The sequence below is a fragment of the Paenibacillus sp. sgz302190 genome, assembly GCF_059820445.1.
Genome location: NZ_JBZYAO010000045.1, coordinates 1 through 20,003, shown reverse-complemented (window position 1 = coordinate 20,003; position 20,003 = coordinate 1). Strand labels below are relative to the sequence as shown.

Sequence of the window (20,003 nt, the reverse complement as noted above, 5' to 3'; positions counted from 1 at the left end):
GCATGAACCCCGAAAGGAGGGACTACGATGATTCAACCATTTACTCGTTTGGCGGTTGCTGACAACTCGGGCGCTAAGCAATTGATGTGTATCCGCGTTTTGGGTGGTACAGGTCGTCGCGTAGGTCATATTGGTGATTTGATCATCTGTTCTGTAAAAGAAGCAACACCAGGCGGCGTTGTCAAAAAAGGCGATGTTGTTAAAGCAGTTATCGTTCGTACGAAGAGCGGTGCTCGCCGTAAAGACGGATCATACATCTCTTTTGACGAGAACGCAGCTGTTATCGTGAAAGAAGATAAAAGCCCGCGCGGAACTCGTATTTTTGGACCGGTTGCTCGCGAACTTCGTGACAAAGACTTCATGAAGATCGTATCCTTGGCTCCAGAAGTTATCTAATAAAGCGTTTTGAAGTATGCTTTCAGGAGGTGTAGAACACAATGCCAAGAACCAAAAAGAGACTTGAGTCTCATAACAATAAACTGCACGTGAAAAAAGACGATACGGTTTTTGTAATTACCGGTAAAGACAAAGGTAAAAAGGGCCGCGTTATCGCTGCTTACCCTCGTGAAAACCGTGTATTGGTCGAAGGTGTCAACATGGTTAAAAAACATGCGAAGCCTACCCAACAAAATCCGCAAGGCGGCATCTTGAATCAAGAAGCTCCAATCCACGTTTCCAACGTGATGCTGATTGATCCTAAGAGCGGCAAACCTACTCGCGTAGGTTACAAAGTTTTAGAGAACGGAACAAAAGTTCGCGTAGCGAAAAAATCCGGTGAAGTCATCGACTAATGCCAAAAGCACGGAAAGGAGGCAACTGAAACATGTCAGCAAGAATGAAAGATCGTTATTTGAATGAAATTACGCCTGCGCTGATTCAAAAGTTCAACTACACAACAGTTATGCAAGTACCTAAGATCGAGAAAGTCGTTATCAACATGGGTGTTGGTGAAGCTGTATCGAACTCCAAAGTACTGGATACCGCTGTAGAAGATCTGCAAAAAATCGCAGGACAAAAACCGGTTGTAACGAGAGCGAAAAAATCCATCGCGGGTTTCAAGCTTCGTGAAAATATGCCGATCGGCGTGAAAGTGACACTGCGCGGCGAGCGTATGTATCACTTCTTGGATAAACTCTTCAACGTTGCGCTTCCTCGCGTACGTGACTTCCGTGGTATTTCCAACAAGGCTTTTGACGGCCGCGGCAACTACACACTGGGTCTGAAAGAGCAACTGATCTTCCCAGAGATCGAGTATGATAAAATTGATAAAGTTCGTGGTATGGATATCGTTATCGTAACGACAGCTAAGTCCGACGAAGAAGCTCGCGAGCTTTTAACCCAACTCGGCGCTCCTTTCGTTAAATAGGTTACCAATTGTACCTATCAGGAGGTGGAATATTAAGTGGCAAAAACTTCGATGAAAATCAAGCAGCAACGCGCTCCGAAGTTTAAAGTTCAAGCATACACACGCTGCGAGCGCTGCGGTCGTCCGCATTCCGTGCTTCGCAAGTTTAAAATTTGCAGAATTTGTTTCCGTGAATTAGCTTACAAAGGTCAGATTCCAGGTGTGAAAAAAGCAAGCTGGTAATCAGCCTATTTTCGGGAAGGAGGTTTACACAAATGGTCATGTCAGATCCAATTGCAGATATGCTAACACGCATCCGTAACGCAAATATCGTTCGTCATGAAACAGTTGAAATCCCTGCATCCAAAATGAAACGGGAAATCGCTGAAATCCTGAAAAAAGAAGGATTTATTCGTGACGCTGAATACGTTGAGGACAGCAAACAAGGTATCATCCGTTTGTTCCTGAAATACGGTTCAAACAACGAGCGTGTTATCTCCGGTTTGAAAAGAATCAGCAAACCAGGTCTGCGCGTATATACTAAGTCTCAAGAAATCCCTCGTGTACTGGGCGGTTTGGGGATTGCCATCATCTCCACTTCCAAAGGAGTTATGACGGATAAAGATGCTCGTCAATCCAAAGCAGGCGGAGAGGTTATCTGCTACGTTTGGTAATACAATTGTAATTGAATGGAGGTGCAAACATGTCTCGTATTGGTCGCAAACCGATCACCATTCCAAGTGGTGTTAATGTAACCCTGGACAATACTTTAATCACAGTTAAAGGGCCTAAAGGCACTTTGTCTCGTGAACTTCATAAAGATATGAAAATCAACGTTCTGGAGAACGAGATTTCCGTTGAGCGTCCTTCCGATAACAAACTTCACCGTTCCCTGCATGGTACTACACGCAGTGTCGTTGCCAACATGGTAAACGGTGTAACGGAAGGTTTCTCGAAATCGTTGGATCTTGTAGGCGTTGGTTACCGTGCTAACAAAAGCGGCGACAAACTGGTTCTGAACGTTGGCTACTCCCATCCGGTGGAAATCGCTCCCGAGAGCGGAATCGAATTCGAAGTGCCTTCCAACACGAAAATTATCGTTAAAGGCATCGATAAAGAACTGGTCGGCGCTACAGCTGCCAAAGTTCGCGCTGTTCGTGAGCCTGAGCCTTACAAAGGTAAAGGTATCAAGTATGAAGGCGAACGCATCCTTCGCAAAGAAGGTAAAGCAGGTAAGAAAAAATAAGCTAGTCAGATCGCGGGTAAGAGCTCTGGGTTTTCGTGAGAAGACCGGCTTCGTAAGTATAGACCTCGCATCATAAGATGATGAAAGGAGTGTAAGTATTCATGATTACTAAAAGCGATAAAAACAAAGCGCGTCTGAAAAGACACCTTCGCGTTCGTAAAAAAATCGAAGGAACTACGGCTCGTCCTCGGTTGAACATTTTCCGTTCTTCCAAGCACATGTACGCTCAATTGATCGATGATACGACTGGCGTCACTGTAGCGTCCGCTTCGACTCAGGATAAAGAACTGAAAGCAGAAGTGGGCAACGGTGGTAACGTAGAAGCTGCTCGTAAAGTCGGCGAACTGATCGCAAAACGTGCAAAAGAAAAAGGTTTTGCCCAAGTGGTTTTTGACCGCGGCGGATACCTGTACCATGGACGCGTGCAAGCATTGGCTGATGCAGCTCGCGAAGCAGGATTAGAATTCTAGGAAAAACATATATAAGGAGGTAAGAGACTTGCGTGTAGATCCGAATACTTTAGAACTAACTGAAAAAGTTGTAAACATTAACCGCGTAGCTAAAGTAGTAAAAGGCGGACGCCGTTTCAGCTTCAGCGCACTTGTTGTCGTAGGCGACGGCAATGGCTGGGTTGGTGCAGGGATCGGTAAAGCATCCGAAGTACCAGACGCGATTCGCAAAGGCATCGAAGATGCGAAAAAGAACCTGATTCACGTTCCTATCGTAGGAACTTCCATTCCTCACCTTGTTACTGGCCGTTTTGGCGCAGGCCGCGTTCTGCTTAAGCCGGCTTCCCAAGGTACTGGAGTTATCGCAGGCGGACCGGTTCGTGCGGTTCTCGAGCTTGCCGGTGTCGGCGATATTTTGACCAAATCCCTTGGCTCTTCCAACTCCATTAACATGGTTAACGCAACGCTTGAAGGCTTAAGCCGTTTGAAAAGAGCGGAAGAAGTCGCTAAGCTTCGCGGTAAAACAGTTGAAGAGCTATTAGGTTAAGGAGGGGTAAACATGGCGAAGCAATTACAAATTACCCTGAAACGCAGCCTGATCGGCCGTCCTGAAACTCAACGCGTCACTGTGAAAACATTAGGTCTGCGCAAGCTGCACCAAACTGTTGTTCACCAAGACAACGCAGCGATCAGAGGCATGGTCAATCAAGTAAGCCACTTGGTAGAAGTTAAAGAAATCGAAGCATAAATGCTACACATTTAGATCTAGAGGAGGTGTGCAACGATGAAGTTACATGAGCTTAGCTCCGCAACTGGTTCTCGTCACACTCGTAAGCGCGTTGGTCGCGGTACTGGTAGTGGTATGGGTAAAACAGCAACTCGCGGTCATAAAGGTCAAAATGCACGTTCCGGCGGAGGCGTTCGTCCTGGTTTCGAAGGTGGACAAAATCCGTTGTACCGTCGTTTGCCTAAACGTGGTTTCAACAACCGCTTCCGTAAAGAGTTTGCAATTGTGAACTTGGAGGATCTGAACAATTTCGCAGCTGGTACCGAAGTAACTCCAGAAGTATTGCTGGAGACTGGTATTGTTAAGGCTCCTAAAGATGGCATCAAGATTTTAGGAAACGGTGAAATTACAGTAAAATTAACCGTAAAAGCGAATAAGTTCTCTCAATCCGCAATTGAGAAAATCCAAGCTGCCGGCGGTCAAACCGAGGTGATTTAATGTTCAATACCATATCCAACATCTTCAAGGTAGAGGATCTGCGAAGAAGAATTATTTTCACTCTTATTATGCTGATCGTCTACAGAGTAGGTGCCTTTATCCCGGTGCCGAACATTAATACAGATGTTTTGAAGCTGCAAGACCAGACCAATCAGAATGACGTCTTTGGTTTGCTCAACACGTTCTCTGGTGGAGCGCTCTTCCAATTTTCGATTTTCGCGATGGGGATCATGCCGTACATCACAGCTTCGATTATCGTTCAGCTTTTGTCCATGGATGTAATTCCACGCTTTGCGCAATGGGCGAAAGAGGGCGAAGTCGGAAGAAAGAAGATGACGCAGATTACCCGTTACGGAACGATCGTCTTAGGGTTGATTCAAGCGTTTGGACTTTCGATCGGCTTTAACCGTCTGTACAGCGGGCTTGTTATTACGCCTGGCTTTACAACATTTGCGTTAATTGCCATCGTGCTGACGGCAGGAACTGCCTTCTTGATGTGGCTTGGAGAGCAAATCACCGAGTATGGGATTGGAAACGGTATTTCCATTATCATCTTTGCAGGGATCGTCGCGGCGATTCCGACTGGCATCCAGCAAATTTACAAAACACTCTTTGCCAACGCAGAGGGAGCTTTGTTCCTTAACATCGTAAAACTCGTCATCATTGCTTTGGTCGTAATTTTGATCATTGCCGGGGTGATTTTCGTTCAACAGGGGGTACGTAAAATTCCGGTCCAATACGCGAAGCGTGTGGTTGGAAGAAAAATGTACGGCGGTCAAACGACCCACATCCCTCTGAAAGTGAATGCGGCTGGTGTAATTCCTGTAATCTTTGCTTTGTCACTGCTCATGTTCCCTCCGACCATTGCAAGTTACTGGAGAGGAAACGTGGTTGCCGAGTGGATCATTACTAACTTGAGCATTAACCAGACAGCTCCGCTCGCGATCGTGCTTTACGTGCTGCTGATTATCGGGTTCACCTACTTCTACACGTTTGTACAAATCAATCCTGTTCAGATGGCCGATCAGATGAAAAAGAACGGCGGATACATCCCGGGCATTCGTCCTGGTAAAACAACTTCTGTTTATCTGACGCGAGTAATGACCAGAATTACTTTGTCGGGCGCTTTGTTTTTGTCAGCCATTTCGATTTTGCCGATGCTGTTCGGAGGGCTTGCAGGTCTTCCTACTTCGGTTAGAATCGGTGGAACTTCACTATTGATCGTAGTAGGCGTTGGTCTTGAGACGATGAAACAAATCGAGAGCCAATTGATCAAGCGACATTACAAAGGTTTTATCAATAAATAGCAAATAGGTTCTGATGGGGCGTTTATTTTGCGACATCGGCACCTATTGTGCTGTTCGTATTGCCGAGTGCGATGGGAGGGAGTTAAAAGTGAACGTTATTTTTATGGGTCCTCCTGGTGCAGGCAAAGGTACGCAGGCGGAAAAAATCGTAAGCGAATTTCAAATTCCTCATATTTCAACCGGCGATGCATTCCGTTTGGCGATGAGCCAAGGAACGCCGCTCGGAGTCGAGGCTAAGGGATATGTGGATAAGGGACTTCTGGTTCCGGATGAAATCACGAACGGTATTGTGAAAGAACGGCTTGCGCAGCCGGATTGCGATAAAGGCTTCTTGCTTGACGGGTTCCCCAGAACCGTCGCCCAGGCGGATGCTTTGAACGAAATCGTGGAATCCCTGGGCAAGAAGATTGAGCTTGTCATCAATCTTGCCGTCGATCGCAGCTATCTGCTTCCACGACTTACGGGCCGCAGAATTTGCAAATCCTGTGGCGCTACGTATCATGTCGTCTTCAATCCGCCGAAGCAAGAAGGCGTATGCGATAAATGCTCCGGTGAATTGTATCAAAGATCTGACGATACGGAAGAAAAAGTCGGTACCCGCCTGGATGAGTACACAAACAAAACGGCTCCACTGTTGGATTACTACCAAAAGAGGGAAATGTTGCGTGAGGTTAACGGGGAACAGGATATTAATGCGGTAACCGAACAAATCAGCTCACTGATAAGAGGTCTGGCGTAATGATCATTTGTAAGTCCGAGGTTGAACTGGACCTTATGCGAGAAGCAGGTCGGATCGTAGCAGAGACGCACCGCTTGCTGGCAAGGGCGATTCGTCCGAACATTACAACGAAAGAACTTGATCAGATCGCAGAGGAATACATTCGCAGTCAGGGAGCAACTCCATCTTTTAAAGGCTACAACGGTTTTCCAGGCAGCATCTGTGCTTCAGTCAACGATGAATTAGTTCACGGTATTCCTGGTCCAAGAAAGCTGGCAGAGGGCGATATAATCAGCATCGATATCGGGGCTCGCTATAAGGGCTATCATGGAGATTCCGCATGGACCTATCCGGTAGGCGAAATCACGGAAACCGCCAAGCGTTTATTGGAAGTTACCGAAAAGTCGCTCTATCAAGGTCTAGCCGAGGCAAAACCGGATGCCAGGCTTTACACGCTGTCGCATGCGATCCAAACCTGTATTGAAGATGCAGGCTTCTCCGTAGTCAGGGAGTATGTCGGGCACGGGATTGGCACGGATCTTCACGAAGAGCCGCAAATTCCGAACTACGGCATACCGGACAAAGGACCACGCTTGAAACCGGGTATGGTATTAGCCATTGAGCCAATGGTGATCGTTGGCGAAAGGTTTGTCAAAACACTCGAAGACGATTGGACCGTAGTTACGGTGGATGGAACACTATGTGCTCACTTTGAACATACGATAGCAATTACGGCAGACGGTTATGAAATACTAACTTTGCCTAAAGCGTAGGTGATAAAGAGTGGATAGCCTAACTCCACAACTGGGCCAGATCGTAAAGGTGCTTCGCGGCAGAGATCCCGGAGAATATGCGGTCGTGATCGGAATTGTAGATTCCCGTTTTGTGCTGCTCGCAGACGGTGATAAGCGCAAATTCGATCAGCCGAAGAAGAAGAACCTGAACCACCTTCAATTGCAGGATGCAATCAGCAGCGAAGTCGAGTCAAGCATCAGGGAAACAGGCCGTGTAACTAATGGGAAGTTGCGGTTCGCAATTGCCAAATTCGTAGATCGTCTGCAAGTTGAAGCACAAGAGAAAGGAGAATGACTGTGGCCAAAGAAGATGTAATTGAAGTAGAAGGTACAGTGATTGAACCTCTTCCGAATGCAATGTTTAAGGTTGAATTGGAAAATGGTCATAAAATCCTAGCCCATGTATCCGGTAAAATCAGAATGCACTTTATCCGCATTTTGCCCGGAGACAAGGTTACCGTAGAATTATCGCCTTATGATTTAACAAGAGGCCGTATAACCTACCGTTTTAAATAAATGTTCGGCTTATATGTAAGTTACTCTCTCAAGGCGTATGCTTACGAAGCAAGTTTTCTAACGAAAACGCAACATGGTGCTTACGATACAAGATTTCTTGAAGAAATCTTTATAGGAGGGGTTAAAAATGAAGGTAAGACCGTCGGTTAAACCGATCTGCGAGAAATGTAAAGTTATTCGCCGCAAAGGCAATGTAATGGTTATCTGTGAAAATCCGAAACACAAACAAAAACAAGGATAAAAGGAGGTGCAGCCTGTAAATGGCACGTATAGCTGGAGTTGACTTACCTCGTGATAAGCGTGTAGTTATCGCTTTGACTTACATTTTCGGTATCGGCAATACAACAGCTCAAAAAATCGTCAGCGCTACAGGAATTAGCGAGAACACTCGCGTTCGCGACCTGACTGAAGACGAAGTGAGCAAAATTCGTGATGTAATCGACAAAACGCTGAAAGTTGAAGGCGATCTGCGTCGTGAAATCTCCCTGAACATCAAGCGTCTGATCGAGATCGGATCGTATCGTGGTCTTCGTCACCGCCGCGGCCTTCCTGTTCGCGGACAACGTACTAAAACGAATGCTCGTACGCGTAAAGGTCCTCGTCGTACAGTAGCTAACAAGAAGAAATAATAAAGGGGGTTAGAGCTAATGGCAAAACCTAAAAAAGTAGTCCGTACGAAACGTCGTGACCGCAAAAATATTGAGTCCGGCGTGGCACATATCCGTTCCACGTTCAACAACACTATCGTTACCATTACGGATCCTCATGGCAACGCGATTTCCTGGGCAAGTTCAGGAAACCTCGGTTTCAAAGGTTCCCGTAAAAGCACGCCTTTTGCAGCGCAAATGGCAGCAGAATCCGCAGCAAAAGCAGCTATGGAGCACGGTTTGAAAACTGTTGAAGTCATGGTTAAAGGCCCTGGCGCTGGCCGCGAAGCAGCAATTCGTTCTTTGCAAGCAGCAGGTCTTGAAGTGAACCTGATTAAAGACGTAACTCCGGTTCCTCACAATGGCTGCCGTCCTCCAAAACGCCGTCGCGTATAATTCAGGCATACTTTGTAGTATAAATATCTCAAAATCGTGAATAATGGTTTTGAAGGATAGGCATACTATCAAATTTTTACCGAAGTATCCAGAGGGAAACGACGTTTTGAATGGAGGGTACATTTCATGATCGAAATTGAAAAGCCAAAAATAGAAACTGTAGCTTTAAGTGAAGACGGCGCCTATGGCAAATTTGTCGTAGAGCCGTTGGAACGGGGCTACGGTACCACATTAGGTAACTCACTACGTCGTATCTTGCTGTCCTCTTTACCGGGTGCTGCAGTAACCTCTGTCCAAATCGATGGCGTTTTGCATGAGTTCTCGACGATCCCTGGCGTGCTTGAGGATGTAACGGAAATTATCCTCAACCTTAAGGGCCTATCGTTGAAAATTCACTCCGATGAGGAGAAAGTACTTGAAATTGATGCTGAGGGAGAAGGGAATATTACCGCAGCGGATATCCGCGGTGATAGTGATGTGGAGATTCTCAATCCGGATCTGCACATTGCGACTTTGTCTCCTGATGCTCGTCTTCATTTGAGGATTCATGCAGGCAGAGGCCGCGGTTATGTTCAATCGGACAAGAATAAGCGTGAAGACCAGCCGATCGGAGTTATTCCTATCGATTCGATTTACACGCCGATTACCCGCGTAAACTACAGTGTCGAGAATACTCGTGTCGGCCAAGTGACAAACTATGATAAACTGACCCTCGAAGTGTGGACCGATGGAAGCATCAGACCTGAAGAAGCGGTAAGCTTGGGCGCCAAAATCTTGACGGAGCATTTGTTCCTGTTCGTCGGTTTGACGGATGAAGCGAAGGATGCCGAGATCATGGTGGAGAAGGAAGAAGACAAGAAAGAAAAAGTTCTCGAGATGACGATCGAAGAGCTGGATCTTTCCGTTCGCTCTTACAACTGCCTGAAGCGTGCCGGCATCAACACGGTACAAGAGCTGATTACCAAAACAGAAGAAGATATGATGAAAGTGCGCAACTTGGGACGCAAATCGCTTGAAGAAGTTCAAGAGAAGCTCGAAGAGCTCGGCCTTGGCTTGCGTACAGAGGAATAATCCAGTCAGAAGGAGGTTAATTCAATGAACTACAGGAAATTGAACCGCGATTCCAGTAATCGTAAAGCATTATTCCGTGATCTGGTAACGGATCTGTTCATACATGAACGTATACAAACAACCGAAGCAAAAGCAAAAGAGATTCGTTCCATCGCTGAGAAGCTGATTACACTCGCGAAACGCGGAGATCTTCATGCACGCCGTCAGGTGGCTGCTTTTGTTCGCAGAGAAGCTGCTAATGAGAATCAAGATGCGATTCAAAAGCTTTTCTCCGAACTGGCAACTCGTTACTCCGAGCGTCCAGGCGGATACACGCGTATCCTGAAACTGGGACCACGCCGCGGAGACGCAGCGCCTATGGTTTACCTAGAGCTTGTAGATCGAGCATAAGACGGATGGGAAAGGGTGGACAGAATCTGCTGATTCTGATGAAGCCCTTTTTTTGCAGTCTTGGAAGCGGCGGAACAATGGTTTGTCGGAGGAATAAAACGCTTGAGAAATCTGCGGTTTACGATCAGCTATGATGGCACGGCTTACTCCGGCTTTCAGACGCAGCCCAATGCGGATACGATTCAAGACAGGCTCGAGCAGGCCGTCCACATGCTGACCGGCGAGAGAGTGAAAGTCATCTCTTCCGGCCGGACGGATGCGGGGGTTCATGCGAAAGCGCAAGTGATTAACTTTACGACGGAATCCAAAATACCGGTGGAACGCTGGTGCCTCGCTCTTAATGCCAGATTGCCCAGAGATATCGTCGCCCATACGGCGGAAGAAGTTCCGCTCTCCTTCCATTCTCGCAAAGGCGCCAAGCGCAAGACGTATTGCTATACGGTGCGTACGGCTCGATTTCCGGACGTTTTTCACCGCAATTATGAGTATCATCATCCGACGCGTTTAAACGTGGAGGCGATGATAGAGGCGCTGCCGTGTTTGATCGGCGAGCATGACTTTACTTCATTTTGCACGGTAAGAACGGATAAGGAAGTGAAAGTCAGAACGCTTTACGAGGCCCGCCTCGAGGTGGAGTATGACGAGCCTTTTGCCAAAGGAAACATAGCCCGGATACGCTTGATTGTTTCGGGAAACGGCTTCCTTTACAATATGGTGCGGATCATTATGGGCACGCTGCTGCAAATCGGCGAAGGCAAGAAAAAGAGCGGCGATATGCTGTGCATTTTGGAAGCGAGAGACCGCAGTCAAGCAGGTCCGACTGCAGAAGCGATCGGTCTCATGTTGTGGAACGTGGAGTATGATGATGAAGAAATATTTGCTTGATTCTGCCTACGGTTTCGTGTAAAATATTACTTGGCGTTTCTTGATCGGCTATCCCACGGCCCCGGATCACGGATTCGGCCACAACATCCATCGATAATTGTTAAAATAACTCATGAACATGTTACGAGATATATTTTAGGAGGATTAAGCATGCGTACCACATATATGGCTAAGCCAAATGAAGTTGAGCGTAAATGGTACATTGTTGACGCAGCAGGTCAAACACTTGGCCGTCTGGCAAGTGAAGTGGCCAGCATCATCCGCGGAAAGCATAAGCCGGAGTTCACTCCGCACGTAGACACCGGGGATTTTGTCATTGTCATCAATGCTTCCCAAATTCATTTAACCGGTAAGAAATTGCAAAACAAAATGTACTACCGTCACTCCTTGTATCCAGGTGGATTGAAAGTAACGTCCGCTCAGGATATGCTGAACAACAAGCCGGATCGCATCATCGAATTGGCTGTACACGGTATGCTTCCTAAGAACCGTCTTGGCGACAGCTTGAAAACAAAGCTGAAAGTTTATGCCGGTGCTGAGCATCCACATCAAGCACAACAACCTGAAGTTTGGAATCTTCGCGGATAATATAAAGGGAGGACTGTTTTGTGGCACAAGTTCAATACTATGGAACGGGTCGTCGTAAGCATTCGGTAGCGCGTGTGCGCCTTGTACCGGGTGAAGGACGCATCATTATTAATAAACGTAATCTGGACGAATATTTCGGTCTGGAAACTTTGAAGCTGATCGTGAAACAACCGCTGAACCTGACAGAAACATTGGGCAAATACGATGTTCTGGTTCTCGCGCACGGCGGCGGAATCAGCGGACAAGCTGGAGCCATCCGTCACGGCATTTCCCGTGCGCTGCTCAAAGCTGACCCTGAGTATCGCGGATCTTTGAAAAAAGCAGGCTTCCTGACTCGCGATCCTCGTATGAAAGAACGTAAAAAATACGGATTGAAAGCTGCACGTCGTGCGCCTCAATTCTCCAAACGTTAATATGCAGCGCCATTGTGCGCTTAAGAGAGAACCTTTTCGGCAACTTGCCGGAAAGGTTTTTTCTTTTTCACGAAAACTGCTGCAGATTCGTATACTGACTTTTTGATTTCAACGAGTTTAAACCAAAATGGCAAAAAGTCATTGACAGGATACAGAAGTCAGTTATAATTAAGATAATTCATATGATAATAGTCGGATATATTTTCCGAGGGAGGAATTGAAGTCATGAACCTTTTTGAAAAAGAAGCTTTTGTAGCCAAAGCGGCTGAAGAATTCGAAAACCAATCCGCTGAAGCTGTACTTAAACTTGCTGTCGAAACATTCCCTAGTCTTACGCTTGCGTGCAGTTTTGGCGCTGAAGATGTAGTATTAGTAGATATGCTGCAAAAAATTAATCCGAATGTAGATATTTTTTACTTGGACACTAACGTTCACTTTGTTGAAACCTATGAAACGAGAGATCGCTTGGAGCAGCACTACGGCAAAAAGTTCGTTCAGGTTCTGCCGAAGCTGACGCTCGAAGAGCAGGCGCAAAAGCATGGCGATGAGCTTTGGAAAAGCGATCCTACCGCATGCTGCAACATCCGCAAAGTCGATCCGTTGACGGACATTCTTAAAAACTACGACGCGTGGATTACCGGCATCCGCCGCGACCAAGCCCCTACGCGTGCTAACGCCAAGAAAGTCGAGTATGACGTGAAATTCGGTCTGATCAAGTTCAACCCTCTCGCCAGCTGGACTTCGGAAGATGTGTGGAACTACATTCGCGAGAATAACGTCATTTACAATCCGCTGCATGACCGCAACTTTCCAAGCATCGGCTGCGAGCACTGCACACGCCCTGTAGCGGCTGGAGAAGACCCGCGCGCAGGCCGTTGGGCTAGCTTTGAGAAAACAGAGTGCGGACTTCATAAATAATCGTTTTTGCGATCATAATTAACGTTTACGGAGGTAGTACGTAATGACAAGGATTCAACCGCATGGCGGAGAGCTGATCAACCGCTTGGTGCCGCAAGAGGACAAGGAACGCGTTCTTCAGCAGGCTGCCGCTTTGAAACAAATTCGCGTAAATGCATGGACGATTTCCGATCTTGATTTGATCGCGGTTGGCGCATTTTCACCTTTAACCGGTTTTTTGGATGAACGGGACTACGTATCGGTCGTAGAAAACATGCGGCTTGCTAACGGAACGGTGTGGAGCATACCTATTACTCTTTCGGTGAATGCGGAAGTCGCGGCAACGCTTCAAACGGGCGAGCAGGTTGCTCTTGTCGGCGAAGAAGATAACGTAACTTACGCGATCCTGGATGTAACGAGCATATACACGGTAGACCGGCAGAATGAGGCCGTCAAAGTGTTTAAAACCGACGATATGGCACATCCGGGCGTAGATAAGCTGTTCTCGCGCCCGACTACAAACCTGGGAGGACCGATTCAGCTGTTGAACCGTCCGAAGCCCAAGAAGTTCGAAGAGTTTTACTTCGATCCGGCCGAAACCCGCCGCATTTTCGCGGAAAAGGGTTGGAAAACGGTAGTCGGTTTCCAAACGCGCAACCCGGTTCACCGCGCTCATGAGTACATTCAAAAATCGGCGATGGAAATCGTTGACGCCTTGTTCCTGAACCCGCTTGTAGGGGAAACGAAGTCCGATGATATTTCGGCGGACGTACGCATGAAAAGCTACCTCGTGCTACTCGAAAACTATTATCCGAAGGATCGTACCTTCCTGGGCGTGTATCCCGCCGCTATGCGTTATGCAGGCCCGCGTGAAGCGATTCTGCATGCCATGGTGCGCAAAAACTACGGCTGCACGCATTTCATCGTTGGCCGCGACCACGCCGGCGTAGGCGACTATTACGGCACTTACGAAGCGCAGGAAATTTTCAGCAACTTTACGGCTGAGGAAATCGGCATCACGCCGCTGTTCTTCGAGCACAGCTTCTTCTGCACGAAATGCGGCAACATGGCTTCCAGCAAAACATGCCCGCACGACAAGTCCGTTCACTTGCATCTTTCCGGTACGAAAGTCCGCGGCTTGCTGAGAGACGGTCAATGTCCGCCTCCCGAGTTCACGCGTCCGGAGGTTGCGCAGGTGTTGATTGAAGGGCTCAGAGACCCCGAATATCAAGTGTAAGCAAGGTATATTTGTCCACCCTGTCCCATATAGATGTTACAGAGTCTATGGGGAACAGAGGTGGATTTTTTATGCGCAAAAGGAAGAGCAGGCTGATTGTCTGGTTGACTTTAAACGGGGCCCTGAAGTTGGGGTTGTCGGCCGTTCTGCTCGGCTTGATGGTGTTCATTTATACGTATGAATTGCCGGCTACGAAAACATGGAGCGAATTTACGCTGCCCTTATCGGGAAAAACGATTGCGCTGGATGCAGGACATGGCGGCCCGGACGGCGGCGCCTCGAGCAAGGAAGGCGTTATCGAAAAAGACATAAATTTGGCCATCACGCTATACCTTCGCGACTATTTGCAGCAATCCGGCGCCGTTGTTGTCATGACCAGGGAGGAAGACAAGGATCTGGCCTCGCCCGGCACCAAAGGCTACAGCAAACGAAAAACCGAGGATCTCCACAATCGTGCCGATTTCATTATCGATAAAAAAGCGGATCTGTTCCTCAGCGTTCACCTGAACAGCATTCCCTCCCAAAAATGGAGAGGTGCACAAACGTTCTTCTACCCGAACAACAAGGACAATTCGAACTTGGCGGCATTGATTCAAAGCGAATTCGTGAAAAATTTGGAGAATACGGACAGAGTGGCCAAACAAGCGGATAAGACGGTGTATTTGTTAAAAACGTTGTCCATTCCCAGCGTACTGGTCGAAGTCGGCTTTCTTTCCAATCCGGAAGAAGCAAGACTTCTGAACAATGAGAAGTATCAGCAAAAAATAGCCGCCTCCATCTACCAAGGCATCCTGCGGTATTATGCCGGTGAAAAAGTGGGTTCTTGATCAATTTGTGATATAATAGACCCGCATAATACTTTGTCTCGGTAAAGGTGTGTGGATGGCTATGATCACAAAAGAACAACTGCTGCAGGCTCTGAAACCTTTTGTGGACCCGCGGTACAAACAGAGCGTTACGGATTTGAATCTGGTTCGGGATATCATGATTAAAGAAGATAGCATCTCGCTCAGCCTCATTACGACTGTAGAGGAAGAAGCGTATAAGGAACAAGCCAGAAAGACGATCGAAGGGTTTTTAAAAGAAATCGGCATATCGCAAGTACATATCCGCTTCCGTCCCATAACCGATTATGAGAAAAATCAAATCGAAGAGGCGCTGCAATCCCCGGGCCATCAGGAAGAAGCTGTATCGGCTAAAAAAGCCGTTTTAGGCGAAGATTCCAAGGTGCAGTTCATCGCAGTGGCAAGCGGCAAAGGCGGAGTCGGCAAATCGACCGTTACAGTCAACTTGGCCGTTGCTTTGGCTCGCAAGGGCAAAAAAGTCGGGATCGTCGATGCCGATATATACGGCTTCAGCATCCCGGATATGATGGGCATTGAAGACCGTCCGCAGGTCGTTGGCAGCACGATCATTCCTGTGGAAAAATACGGCGTAAAAGTGATCTCCATGGGCTTCTTCGTCCAGGATAACGCTCCGGTCATTTGGCGCGGTCCTATGCTGGGCAAAATGCTGCGCAATTTTTTCAACGAAGTGGATTGGGGCGACGTGGACTACATTTTGCTTGATCTGCCTCCCGGCACAGGCGACGTAGCGCTGGACGTCCATCAAATGATTCCGCAGAGCAAAGAAATCATCGTGACGACACCGCATGCGACAGCAGCTTTCGTAGCCGCGCGGGCGGGGGCGATGGCTGTGCAGACGAATCACGACATCATCGGAATCATAGAAAATATGTCGTATTACGAATGCAAATCGTGCGGAGCCAAAGACTATATCTTTGGCCGGGGCGGAGGCGCGAAGCTGGCCGAAGAGCTGCACAGCGAGCTGTTGGCCCAAATCCCGCTCGGCGCTCCCGACAACCATATTTCCGAAAAGGATTACTCTCCATCGGTTTATAAAGCGGAGACGACCGCGGGGCAAATATATCTGGATGTTGCGGAAACAGTTATCCATAAGTTGGAAAATTAAACAAAGGACTAGCGGCGATTTGACCGTTAGTCCTTTTCCTTTTATCAACCGCTGGAATCGGAAGAATCAGAATCGGAGTCAGAGCCGGAGTCGGAATCCTTTTTCTTCTTCTCGCTGTCATCCTTTTTCTTGCTTTCCCCTTCCGAATCTCCTTGCCCGCCGCCTTTGCCGCCGCCGCTTTGATCGCCTTTCTTGCCTTGTTGGGACAACTGCTGAGGCTGGCTCTGCTGCTCGATGGCCGCTTTGAGCAAATCGATCATTTGCGCCCGGAACAGAGGGCTTTTCACCGCGTCCTGCATAACTGTCATCATTTGTTGACGATAAGGCGCAGTTTTCATCGAATCCATCATCATTTTCTCGTAGTCCGGATTTTTCATTACATCAACCAGCGATTTTTGGTATTCAGGATCTTTGAGCAGTTCTTTGAACATTTGTTTGGTATCGGTTTTAATCGCTTTGGCAAAATCGCCTGCAAATTTCGGGTCTTTCATCATATCTTGAAGAAATTTATTGTTTTCCTGAGCTGTCAAAACATCCTTGACGGCCATTTGGAGATGGAGGGACTCATTGGAGGAAAGCAGCTTGATTTGAGATTGTCCGCCTGCGCTGCTGGAACTTGCCCCACCGCCTGAACTGCCTCCCGAACCGCCCTGTGTCGCGGCTGTGATCGCCTTTTTGCCGTCATCTGATTTCAAAATATCGAGCACCATGGATTTCGTATCTTTATAATTGCTTCCTTGAGAAGCGCCTTGTGAAGAGGAACTGTCCGACCCGCACGATGCAAGAAGAACAGTCATCAGGAAAATAGGTATAATTTGCAGCTTTTTTAGCCTATTCTTCAACATGAAACTCCTGCTCCTTTCCCTGGCTTGATATCGATAGTATGTGTCGTTCGGGAAAGAATATGACCGCCATTCATTGGCTTTTTGCCGAAAACGTTGGTACAATTAACTATTAGATTTCATGTTTGGGGGTTAATAAACTTGACTTTGCGCAAATGGTTTCATTTGTTTTGGACGACTTTGGTCATCGGAATGATTGTATCTACCATTATCGGTCTTATTATGCAATATTCGGATCGCGAATTTTCGGTCATGGGCTTGTCGGCTGTAGGCATCAATCTGTCCTATATGATATTGGGCGGAGCAACCATAAGCGTGCTGAGTCAGATGGGTTTTTTCGCTTATTTAATCGTGAGATTCATTGTTGCCGGAATTATTCGCTCCAAAACGGTCTGGGATTTTCTCCAATTGGCAATTGTCATTGTAGTATTATTTGATCTTGTATATTTGCGTTATTCAAGCTTCGCCAACTCAGGGACGATTATAACCTATTCAATAATGCCTGTCGTCTTGCTGATTATTGCCTTGGGCGTCGCGTATTGGAAAGTCAAGCTGACAAATCGCAGCGCTTTTATTCCCACTCTGTTCTTTATGCTTGCCGTTACCGTTTGTGAGGCAGTTCCTGCGCTAAAGCTCGATAATTCGGCTTCCAGCTGGTTTATGCTGTCTCCGCTGATTGCATGCAACGCTTGGCAAATTCTGATTCTGCATAAAATTTTGGACAACAAAAAGAGCTAGTCCGGGCTAGCTCTTTCTTGCGAGTTTTAATAAACGTGTTTCATCGCCTGATCTTCGACCGGTTTATTATCGACTTGAGTCTGCTTGATCAATTCACTGACGGTAACAAACTCGTATCCTTTGGCCCGGAGCTGGTCGATAATGGCCGGCAGCGCCTCATGCGTTTGCTTGCTGGAATCGCTGGCGTGAAGCAATACGATGTCACCGGGATGAGCTTTGGAAACGACGCGACCCACGATATTATCGACGCCTTTATTCAACCAGTCTTGGGAGTCGGTGTCCCATTGTATGACGGAATATCCCAAGTCATTCGCGATCCGCAGCACTCTTTTGTCGAAATCGCCATTCGGCATGCGAATCAAATTCGGCTCTTTTCCGACTAATTCAGTCAAAATCTCATGTGCTGTAGAAATTTGCTTGCGGATTTCTTCATCGCTCAAAGTGCTGTAATTGGCATGCTTATGTCCGTGGCTCGCAATTTCGAAGCCGTCCTTTTTAATTTTCGCTACAATTTCGGGATGGCTTTTGCTCCAGGGGGAGGAAAGGAAAAAAGTCGCATTCTTGACGCCCTTGTCTTCAAGTACTTTTAGAATCGGCTCCGTTCGTTTCTCGCCCCAGCTGATATCGAAAGTTAAAGCAATGATTTTTTTGTCAGTCTGCACGCTGTAGATCGCCGCCGGCTCGCTGCTCGAGAAGACGGAAATGTTGCTTTGCTCCGAATACACGATCGCCGCGGCGAATATAATAGCAACCGCAATGAATAGATATTGCTTTATTTTTTTGCCGTTCATCACCAGAAAATAGTTCACTGACAAGAGCCTCCTTGACGCCCTACAGCGGGTAAGGCTTGTTTATTAGTTTTACAATCAATGTATGCTCGTACACACTCCACTTATGCTTCCAAATGTCGGGAGGAAATCAAACGTGAAATTTCAACCGTTGTTCCATCATTTTAAGGAAATGAAACACTATTTTATTGCATCTGTTCTTGTTTTTGCATTTGGTCTCTACATGGGCTGGGCCTATTCGGGCTCATTTTCGAACTTTCTTGAAGGACAACTCAAGGGCATTAAATCGCTAAGCGAAGCATTGAACAGTAAAGACAATCCGCAATTGATGTTTTTCATCGTTATTTTTTTGAATAATGCGATCAAGGCTGTCGTCATTATGTTTTTAGGTCTTTTGTTTGGCGTTTTGCCGCTTTTTATGCTGGTAGCCAACGGAATGGTACTGGGCTTCGTTCTTTCTTTGAAAAGCCAAGAAAGCACCGTGGCGCTTATTCTGAAGGGCATTCTGCCTCACGGCATCATCGAAATTCCGGCCATTCTGCTGGCCTGCGCGTACGGATTGAAATTAGGGATGCTCGTTTGGAAAAACGGGTTCCAGATGTTCATTCCCGATCACGCCAGAACCGCCCGATCGGAGCTTGCCCAAGTATTGAAGTTAACGAAACCTTTAACTATCCTGCTTGTTGGCGCTTTATTTGTGGCGGCTGTCATCGAAAGTACTTTAACTTATTGGTTGCTTCATCGGTAAAAAATATTTGAAAATAATCCTCATAAAAAAAGGAAAATCTGAGCATAACAGTAAAGCGGAAAGGGAGACGTGCCACTTCATGTCACCTGCCGGGATACTGCCATAAATCCTTGTTTTTGAAGTCTGTATCTACAGTCGAGAGGGGTTTGAATGGATTTATGCTTGGATTTTTGTTTAATGAACGCGAATGCAGGGAACTGGATTACGTGCTTCGCAAAGAATTGGACGAGATGTTGTTCGATTTAAACGACAAAAGGATCGACCAAGAAATAAAAGGAGCCATTGAATCCAGATACAAAGTCATTTTCAGGATGTATGCACGATTGGCTTCCCCCAAGGAAATTTCCAAGTACGCACGAAACCGGAATTATCAAGTGGAAAAAAAATAGAGGGTATAGGCTTGACTTACCCTCTAAAAGTATGTTATTTTATATCTCGCCGCTTCGAAAGAAGAGCTCAGTGATGAAGTGAATGAAAAACTTTTTTAAAATAAAAGTAAAAAAACACTTGCAATTGAGTAGGCGAACATGTTATATTATAAAAGTCGCCGCTAAAACGGTGGCGAAGCAAGAAGGATGGAAATTGTTCTTTGAAAACTGAACAACGAGTGAAGAAGCGTTGAGCAATCAACCAAAACAAGAGATTGCAAAATCTCGTCAGCTTTGAAATTGAGCTATTCAGCTTTCAATAAGGTAACACCTTTTTGGAGAGTTTGATCCTGGCTCAGGACGAACGCTGGCGGCGTGCCTAATACATGCAAGTCGAGCGGTCCCTTCGGGGATAGCGGCGGAC

Annotated in this window: 32 protein-coding genes and 1 rRNA gene; 31 read left to right on the top strand and 2 right to left on the bottom strand. The window is 46.9% G+C overall.

The genetic code is table 11. The features are described from left to right. The first annotated feature begins 27 nt into the window (after positions 1-27). The 27 genes from rplN (at position 28) to salA (ending at position 16,095) form a co-directional block, all read left to right on the top strand. A complete protein-coding gene (rplN, locus tag AC6RNO_RS31755) occupies positions 28-396 on the top strand; it encodes a 50S ribosomal protein L14 (RefSeq protein WP_474686323.1) in 369 nt (122 codons plus the stop codon). Positions 397-437: 41 nt separating this feature from the next. Beyond that, the gene (gene rplX / locus AC6RNO_RS31750; protein WP_474686325.1) at positions 438-791 is read left to right on the top strand and encodes a 50S ribosomal protein L24; all 354 of its coding nucleotides are present in this window, start codon (positions 438-440) and stop codon (positions 789-791) included. 32 nt (positions 792-823) lie between these two features. Then, a complete protein-coding gene (gene rplE, locus AC6RNO_RS31745; RefSeq protein ID WP_474686327.1) occupies positions 824-1,366 on the top strand; it encodes a 50S ribosomal protein L5 in 543 nt (180 codons plus the stop codon). Positions 1,367-1,402: 36 nt separating this feature from the next. Next, positions 1,403-1,588 carry a type Z 30S ribosomal protein S14 gene (locus tag AC6RNO_RS31740; protein WP_113022649.1) on the top strand — a complete coding sequence of 62 codons (186 nt, stop codon included), beginning with the start codon at positions 1,403-1,405 and terminating at the stop codon, positions 1,586-1,588. Between the two features lie 32 nt (positions 1,589-1,620). Then, positions 1,621-2,019 carry a 30S ribosomal protein S8 gene (gene rpsH, locus AC6RNO_RS31735; protein ID WP_474686329.1) on the top strand — a complete coding sequence of 133 codons (399 nt, stop codon included), beginning with the start codon at positions 1,621-1,623 and terminating at the stop codon, positions 2,017-2,019. Between the two features lie 29 nt (positions 2,020-2,048). After that, positions 2,049-2,591 (top strand): 50S ribosomal protein L6, encoded by a 543-nt coding sequence (rplF, locus tag AC6RNO_RS31730; RefSeq protein ID WP_474686331.1) that lies wholly within the window; start codon positions 2,049-2,051, stop codon positions 2,589-2,591. A gap of 101 nt (positions 2,592-2,692) precedes the next feature. Next, entirely contained in the window at positions 2,693-3,061 is a 369-nt protein-coding gene (gene rplR / locus AC6RNO_RS31725) for a 50S ribosomal protein L18 (RefSeq protein WP_474686333.1), read from the top strand. Between the two features lie 28 nt (positions 3,062-3,089). Further along, complete coding sequence (gene rpsE, locus AC6RNO_RS31720; protein WP_474686335.1) at positions 3,090-3,587, top strand: 30S ribosomal protein S5; 498 nt, start codon at positions 3,090-3,092, stop codon at positions 3,585-3,587. A 12-nt stretch (positions 3,588-3,599) separates the two neighbouring features. Beyond that, positions 3,600-3,788 carry a 50S ribosomal protein L30 gene (gene rpmD, locus AC6RNO_RS31715; protein ID WP_163953700.1) on the top strand — a complete coding sequence of 63 codons (189 nt, stop codon included), beginning with the start codon at positions 3,600-3,602 and terminating at the stop codon, positions 3,786-3,788. A 36-nt stretch (positions 3,789-3,824) separates the two neighbouring features. Then, the gene (gene rplO, locus AC6RNO_RS31710; RefSeq protein ID WP_474686337.1) at positions 3,825-4,265 is read left to right on the top strand and encodes a 50S ribosomal protein L15; all 441 of its coding nucleotides are present in this window, start codon (positions 3,825-3,827) and stop codon (positions 4,263-4,265) included. Next, positions 4,265-5,572 (top strand): preprotein translocase subunit SecY, encoded by a 1,308-nt coding sequence (gene secY, locus AC6RNO_RS31705; protein WP_474686339.1) that lies wholly within the window; start codon positions 4,265-4,267, stop codon positions 5,570-5,572. The genes rplO and secY overlap by 1 nt, the downstream gene beginning before the upstream one ends. A gap of 88 nt (positions 5,573-5,660) precedes the next feature. Further along, entirely contained in the window at positions 5,661-6,311 is a 651-nt protein-coding gene (locus AC6RNO_RS31700) for an adenylate kinase (protein WP_474686341.1), read from the top strand. After that, positions 6,311-7,063 (top strand): type I methionyl aminopeptidase, encoded by a 753-nt coding sequence (gene map / locus AC6RNO_RS31695; protein WP_474686343.1) that lies wholly within the window; start codon positions 6,311-6,313, stop codon positions 7,061-7,063. The genes AC6RNO_RS31700 and map overlap by 1 nt, the downstream gene beginning before the upstream one ends. A gap of 10 nt (positions 7,064-7,073) precedes the next feature. Then, on the top strand, positions 7,074-7,379 hold the full coding sequence (locus tag AC6RNO_RS31690) for a hypothetical protein (protein WP_474686345.1): 306 nt from the start codon (positions 7,074-7,076) through the stop codon (positions 7,377-7,379). 2 nt (positions 7,380-7,381) lie between these two features. Continuing rightward, complete coding sequence (infA, locus tag AC6RNO_RS31685) at positions 7,382-7,600, top strand: translation initiation factor IF-1 (protein ID WP_009676800.1); 219 nt, start codon at positions 7,382-7,384, stop codon at positions 7,598-7,600. Positions 7,601-7,727: 127 nt separating this feature from the next. Further along, positions 7,728-7,841 carry a 50S ribosomal protein L36 gene (rpmJ, locus tag AC6RNO_RS31680; RefSeq protein WP_003333770.1) on the top strand — a complete coding sequence of 38 codons (114 nt, stop codon included), beginning with the start codon at positions 7,728-7,730 and terminating at the stop codon, positions 7,839-7,841. 19 nt (positions 7,842-7,860) lie between these two features. Then, a complete protein-coding gene (gene rpsM, locus AC6RNO_RS31675; RefSeq protein WP_474686347.1) occupies positions 7,861-8,229 on the top strand; it encodes a 30S ribosomal protein S13 in 369 nt (122 codons plus the stop codon). A gap of 18 nt (positions 8,230-8,247) precedes the next feature. After that, the gene (gene rpsK, locus AC6RNO_RS31670; protein ID WP_188178365.1) at positions 8,248-8,643 is read left to right on the top strand and encodes a 30S ribosomal protein S11; all 396 of its coding nucleotides are present in this window, start codon (positions 8,248-8,250) and stop codon (positions 8,641-8,643) included. Between the two features lie 126 nt (positions 8,644-8,769). After that, positions 8,770-9,714 (top strand): DNA-directed RNA polymerase subunit alpha, encoded by a 945-nt coding sequence (locus tag AC6RNO_RS31665; protein WP_474686349.1) that lies wholly within the window; start codon positions 8,770-8,772, stop codon positions 9,712-9,714. Between the two features lie 24 nt (positions 9,715-9,738). Continuing rightward, positions 9,739-10,104, top strand: a complete 366-nt coding sequence (rplQ, locus tag AC6RNO_RS31660; RefSeq protein WP_163953683.1) for a 50S ribosomal protein L17 — start codon at positions 9,739-9,741, stop codon at positions 10,102-10,104. Positions 10,105-10,206: 102 nt separating this feature from the next. Next, on the top strand, positions 10,207-10,989 hold the full coding sequence (gene truA / locus AC6RNO_RS31655) for a tRNA pseudouridine(38-40) synthase TruA (protein ID WP_474686351.1): 783 nt from the start codon (positions 10,207-10,209) through the stop codon (positions 10,987-10,989). 150 nt (positions 10,990-11,139) lie between these two features. After that, positions 11,140-11,577: a 50S ribosomal protein L13 gene (gene rplM, locus AC6RNO_RS31650; RefSeq protein ID WP_474686353.1), complete on the top strand. Its 438-nt coding sequence runs from the start codon at positions 11,140-11,142 to the stop codon at positions 11,575-11,577. Positions 11,578-11,597: 20 nt separating this feature from the next. Then, entirely contained in the window at positions 11,598-11,990 is a 393-nt protein-coding gene (gene rpsI, locus AC6RNO_RS31645) for a 30S ribosomal protein S9 (RefSeq protein ID WP_474686355.1), read from the top strand. 225 nt (positions 11,991-12,215) lie between these two features. Beyond that, positions 12,216-12,908, top strand: coding sequence for a phosphoadenylyl-sulfate reductase (locus AC6RNO_RS31640; protein WP_474686357.1), 693 nt, complete (start codon positions 12,216-12,218; stop codon positions 12,906-12,908). Positions 12,909-12,951: 43 nt separating this feature from the next. Further along, positions 12,952-14,124, top strand: a complete 1,173-nt coding sequence (gene sat / locus AC6RNO_RS31635) for a sulfate adenylyltransferase (RefSeq protein ID WP_497107884.1) — start codon at positions 12,952-12,954, stop codon at positions 14,122-14,124. A 71-nt stretch (positions 14,125-14,195) separates the two neighbouring features. After that, positions 14,196-14,951 carry an N-acetylmuramoyl-L-alanine amidase CwlD gene (gene cwlD, locus AC6RNO_RS31630; protein WP_474686361.1) on the top strand — a complete coding sequence of 252 codons (756 nt, stop codon included), beginning with the start codon at positions 14,196-14,198 and terminating at the stop codon, positions 14,949-14,951. A gap of 61 nt (positions 14,952-15,012) precedes the next feature. Beyond that, positions 15,013-16,095, top strand: coding sequence for an iron-sulfur carrier protein/transcriptional regulator SalA (salA, locus tag AC6RNO_RS31625; RefSeq protein WP_474686363.1), 1,083 nt, complete (start codon positions 15,013-15,015; stop codon positions 16,093-16,095). A 44-nt stretch (positions 16,096-16,139) separates the two neighbouring features. On the opposite strand, the gene gerD is transcribed toward salA, so the two are convergent. Beyond that, positions 16,140-16,940: a spore germination lipoprotein GerD gene (gene gerD / locus AC6RNO_RS31620; RefSeq protein ID WP_474686365.1), complete on the bottom strand. Its 801-nt coding sequence runs from the start codon at positions 16,938-16,940 to the stop codon at positions 16,140-16,142. Positions 16,941-17,078: 138 nt separating this feature from the next. On the opposite strand from gerD, the gene AC6RNO_RS31615 reads away from it, so the two are divergent. Then, complete coding sequence (locus AC6RNO_RS31615) at positions 17,079-17,675, top strand: KinB-signaling pathway activation protein (RefSeq protein WP_474686367.1); 597 nt, start codon at positions 17,079-17,081, stop codon at positions 17,673-17,675. Between the two features lie 26 nt (positions 17,676-17,701). Here AC6RNO_RS31615 and pdaB read toward each other — a convergent pair whose 3' ends face one another. Continuing rightward, positions 17,702-18,484, bottom strand: coding sequence for a polysaccharide deacetylase family sporulation protein PdaB (gene pdaB / locus AC6RNO_RS31610; protein WP_497107883.1), 783 nt, complete (start codon positions 18,482-18,484; stop codon positions 17,702-17,704). A gap of 115 nt (positions 18,485-18,599) precedes the next feature. On the opposite strand from pdaB, the gene AC6RNO_RS31605 reads away from it, so the two are divergent. The 3 genes from AC6RNO_RS31605 to AC6RNO_RS31595 form a co-directional block, all read left to right on the top strand. Then, positions 18,600-19,211 (top strand): stage II sporulation protein M, encoded by a 612-nt coding sequence (locus AC6RNO_RS31605; RefSeq protein ID WP_497107882.1) that lies wholly within the window; start codon positions 18,600-18,602, stop codon positions 19,209-19,211. A gap of 158 nt (positions 19,212-19,369) precedes the next feature. After that, on the top strand, positions 19,370-19,600 hold the full coding sequence (locus AC6RNO_RS31600; protein ID WP_474686373.1) for a hypothetical protein: 231 nt from the start codon (positions 19,370-19,372) through the stop codon (positions 19,598-19,600). A gap of 311 nt (positions 19,601-19,911) precedes the next feature. Continuing rightward, positions 19,912-20,003 (top strand): 16S ribosomal RNA (locus tag AC6RNO_RS31595); the annotation flags it as partial.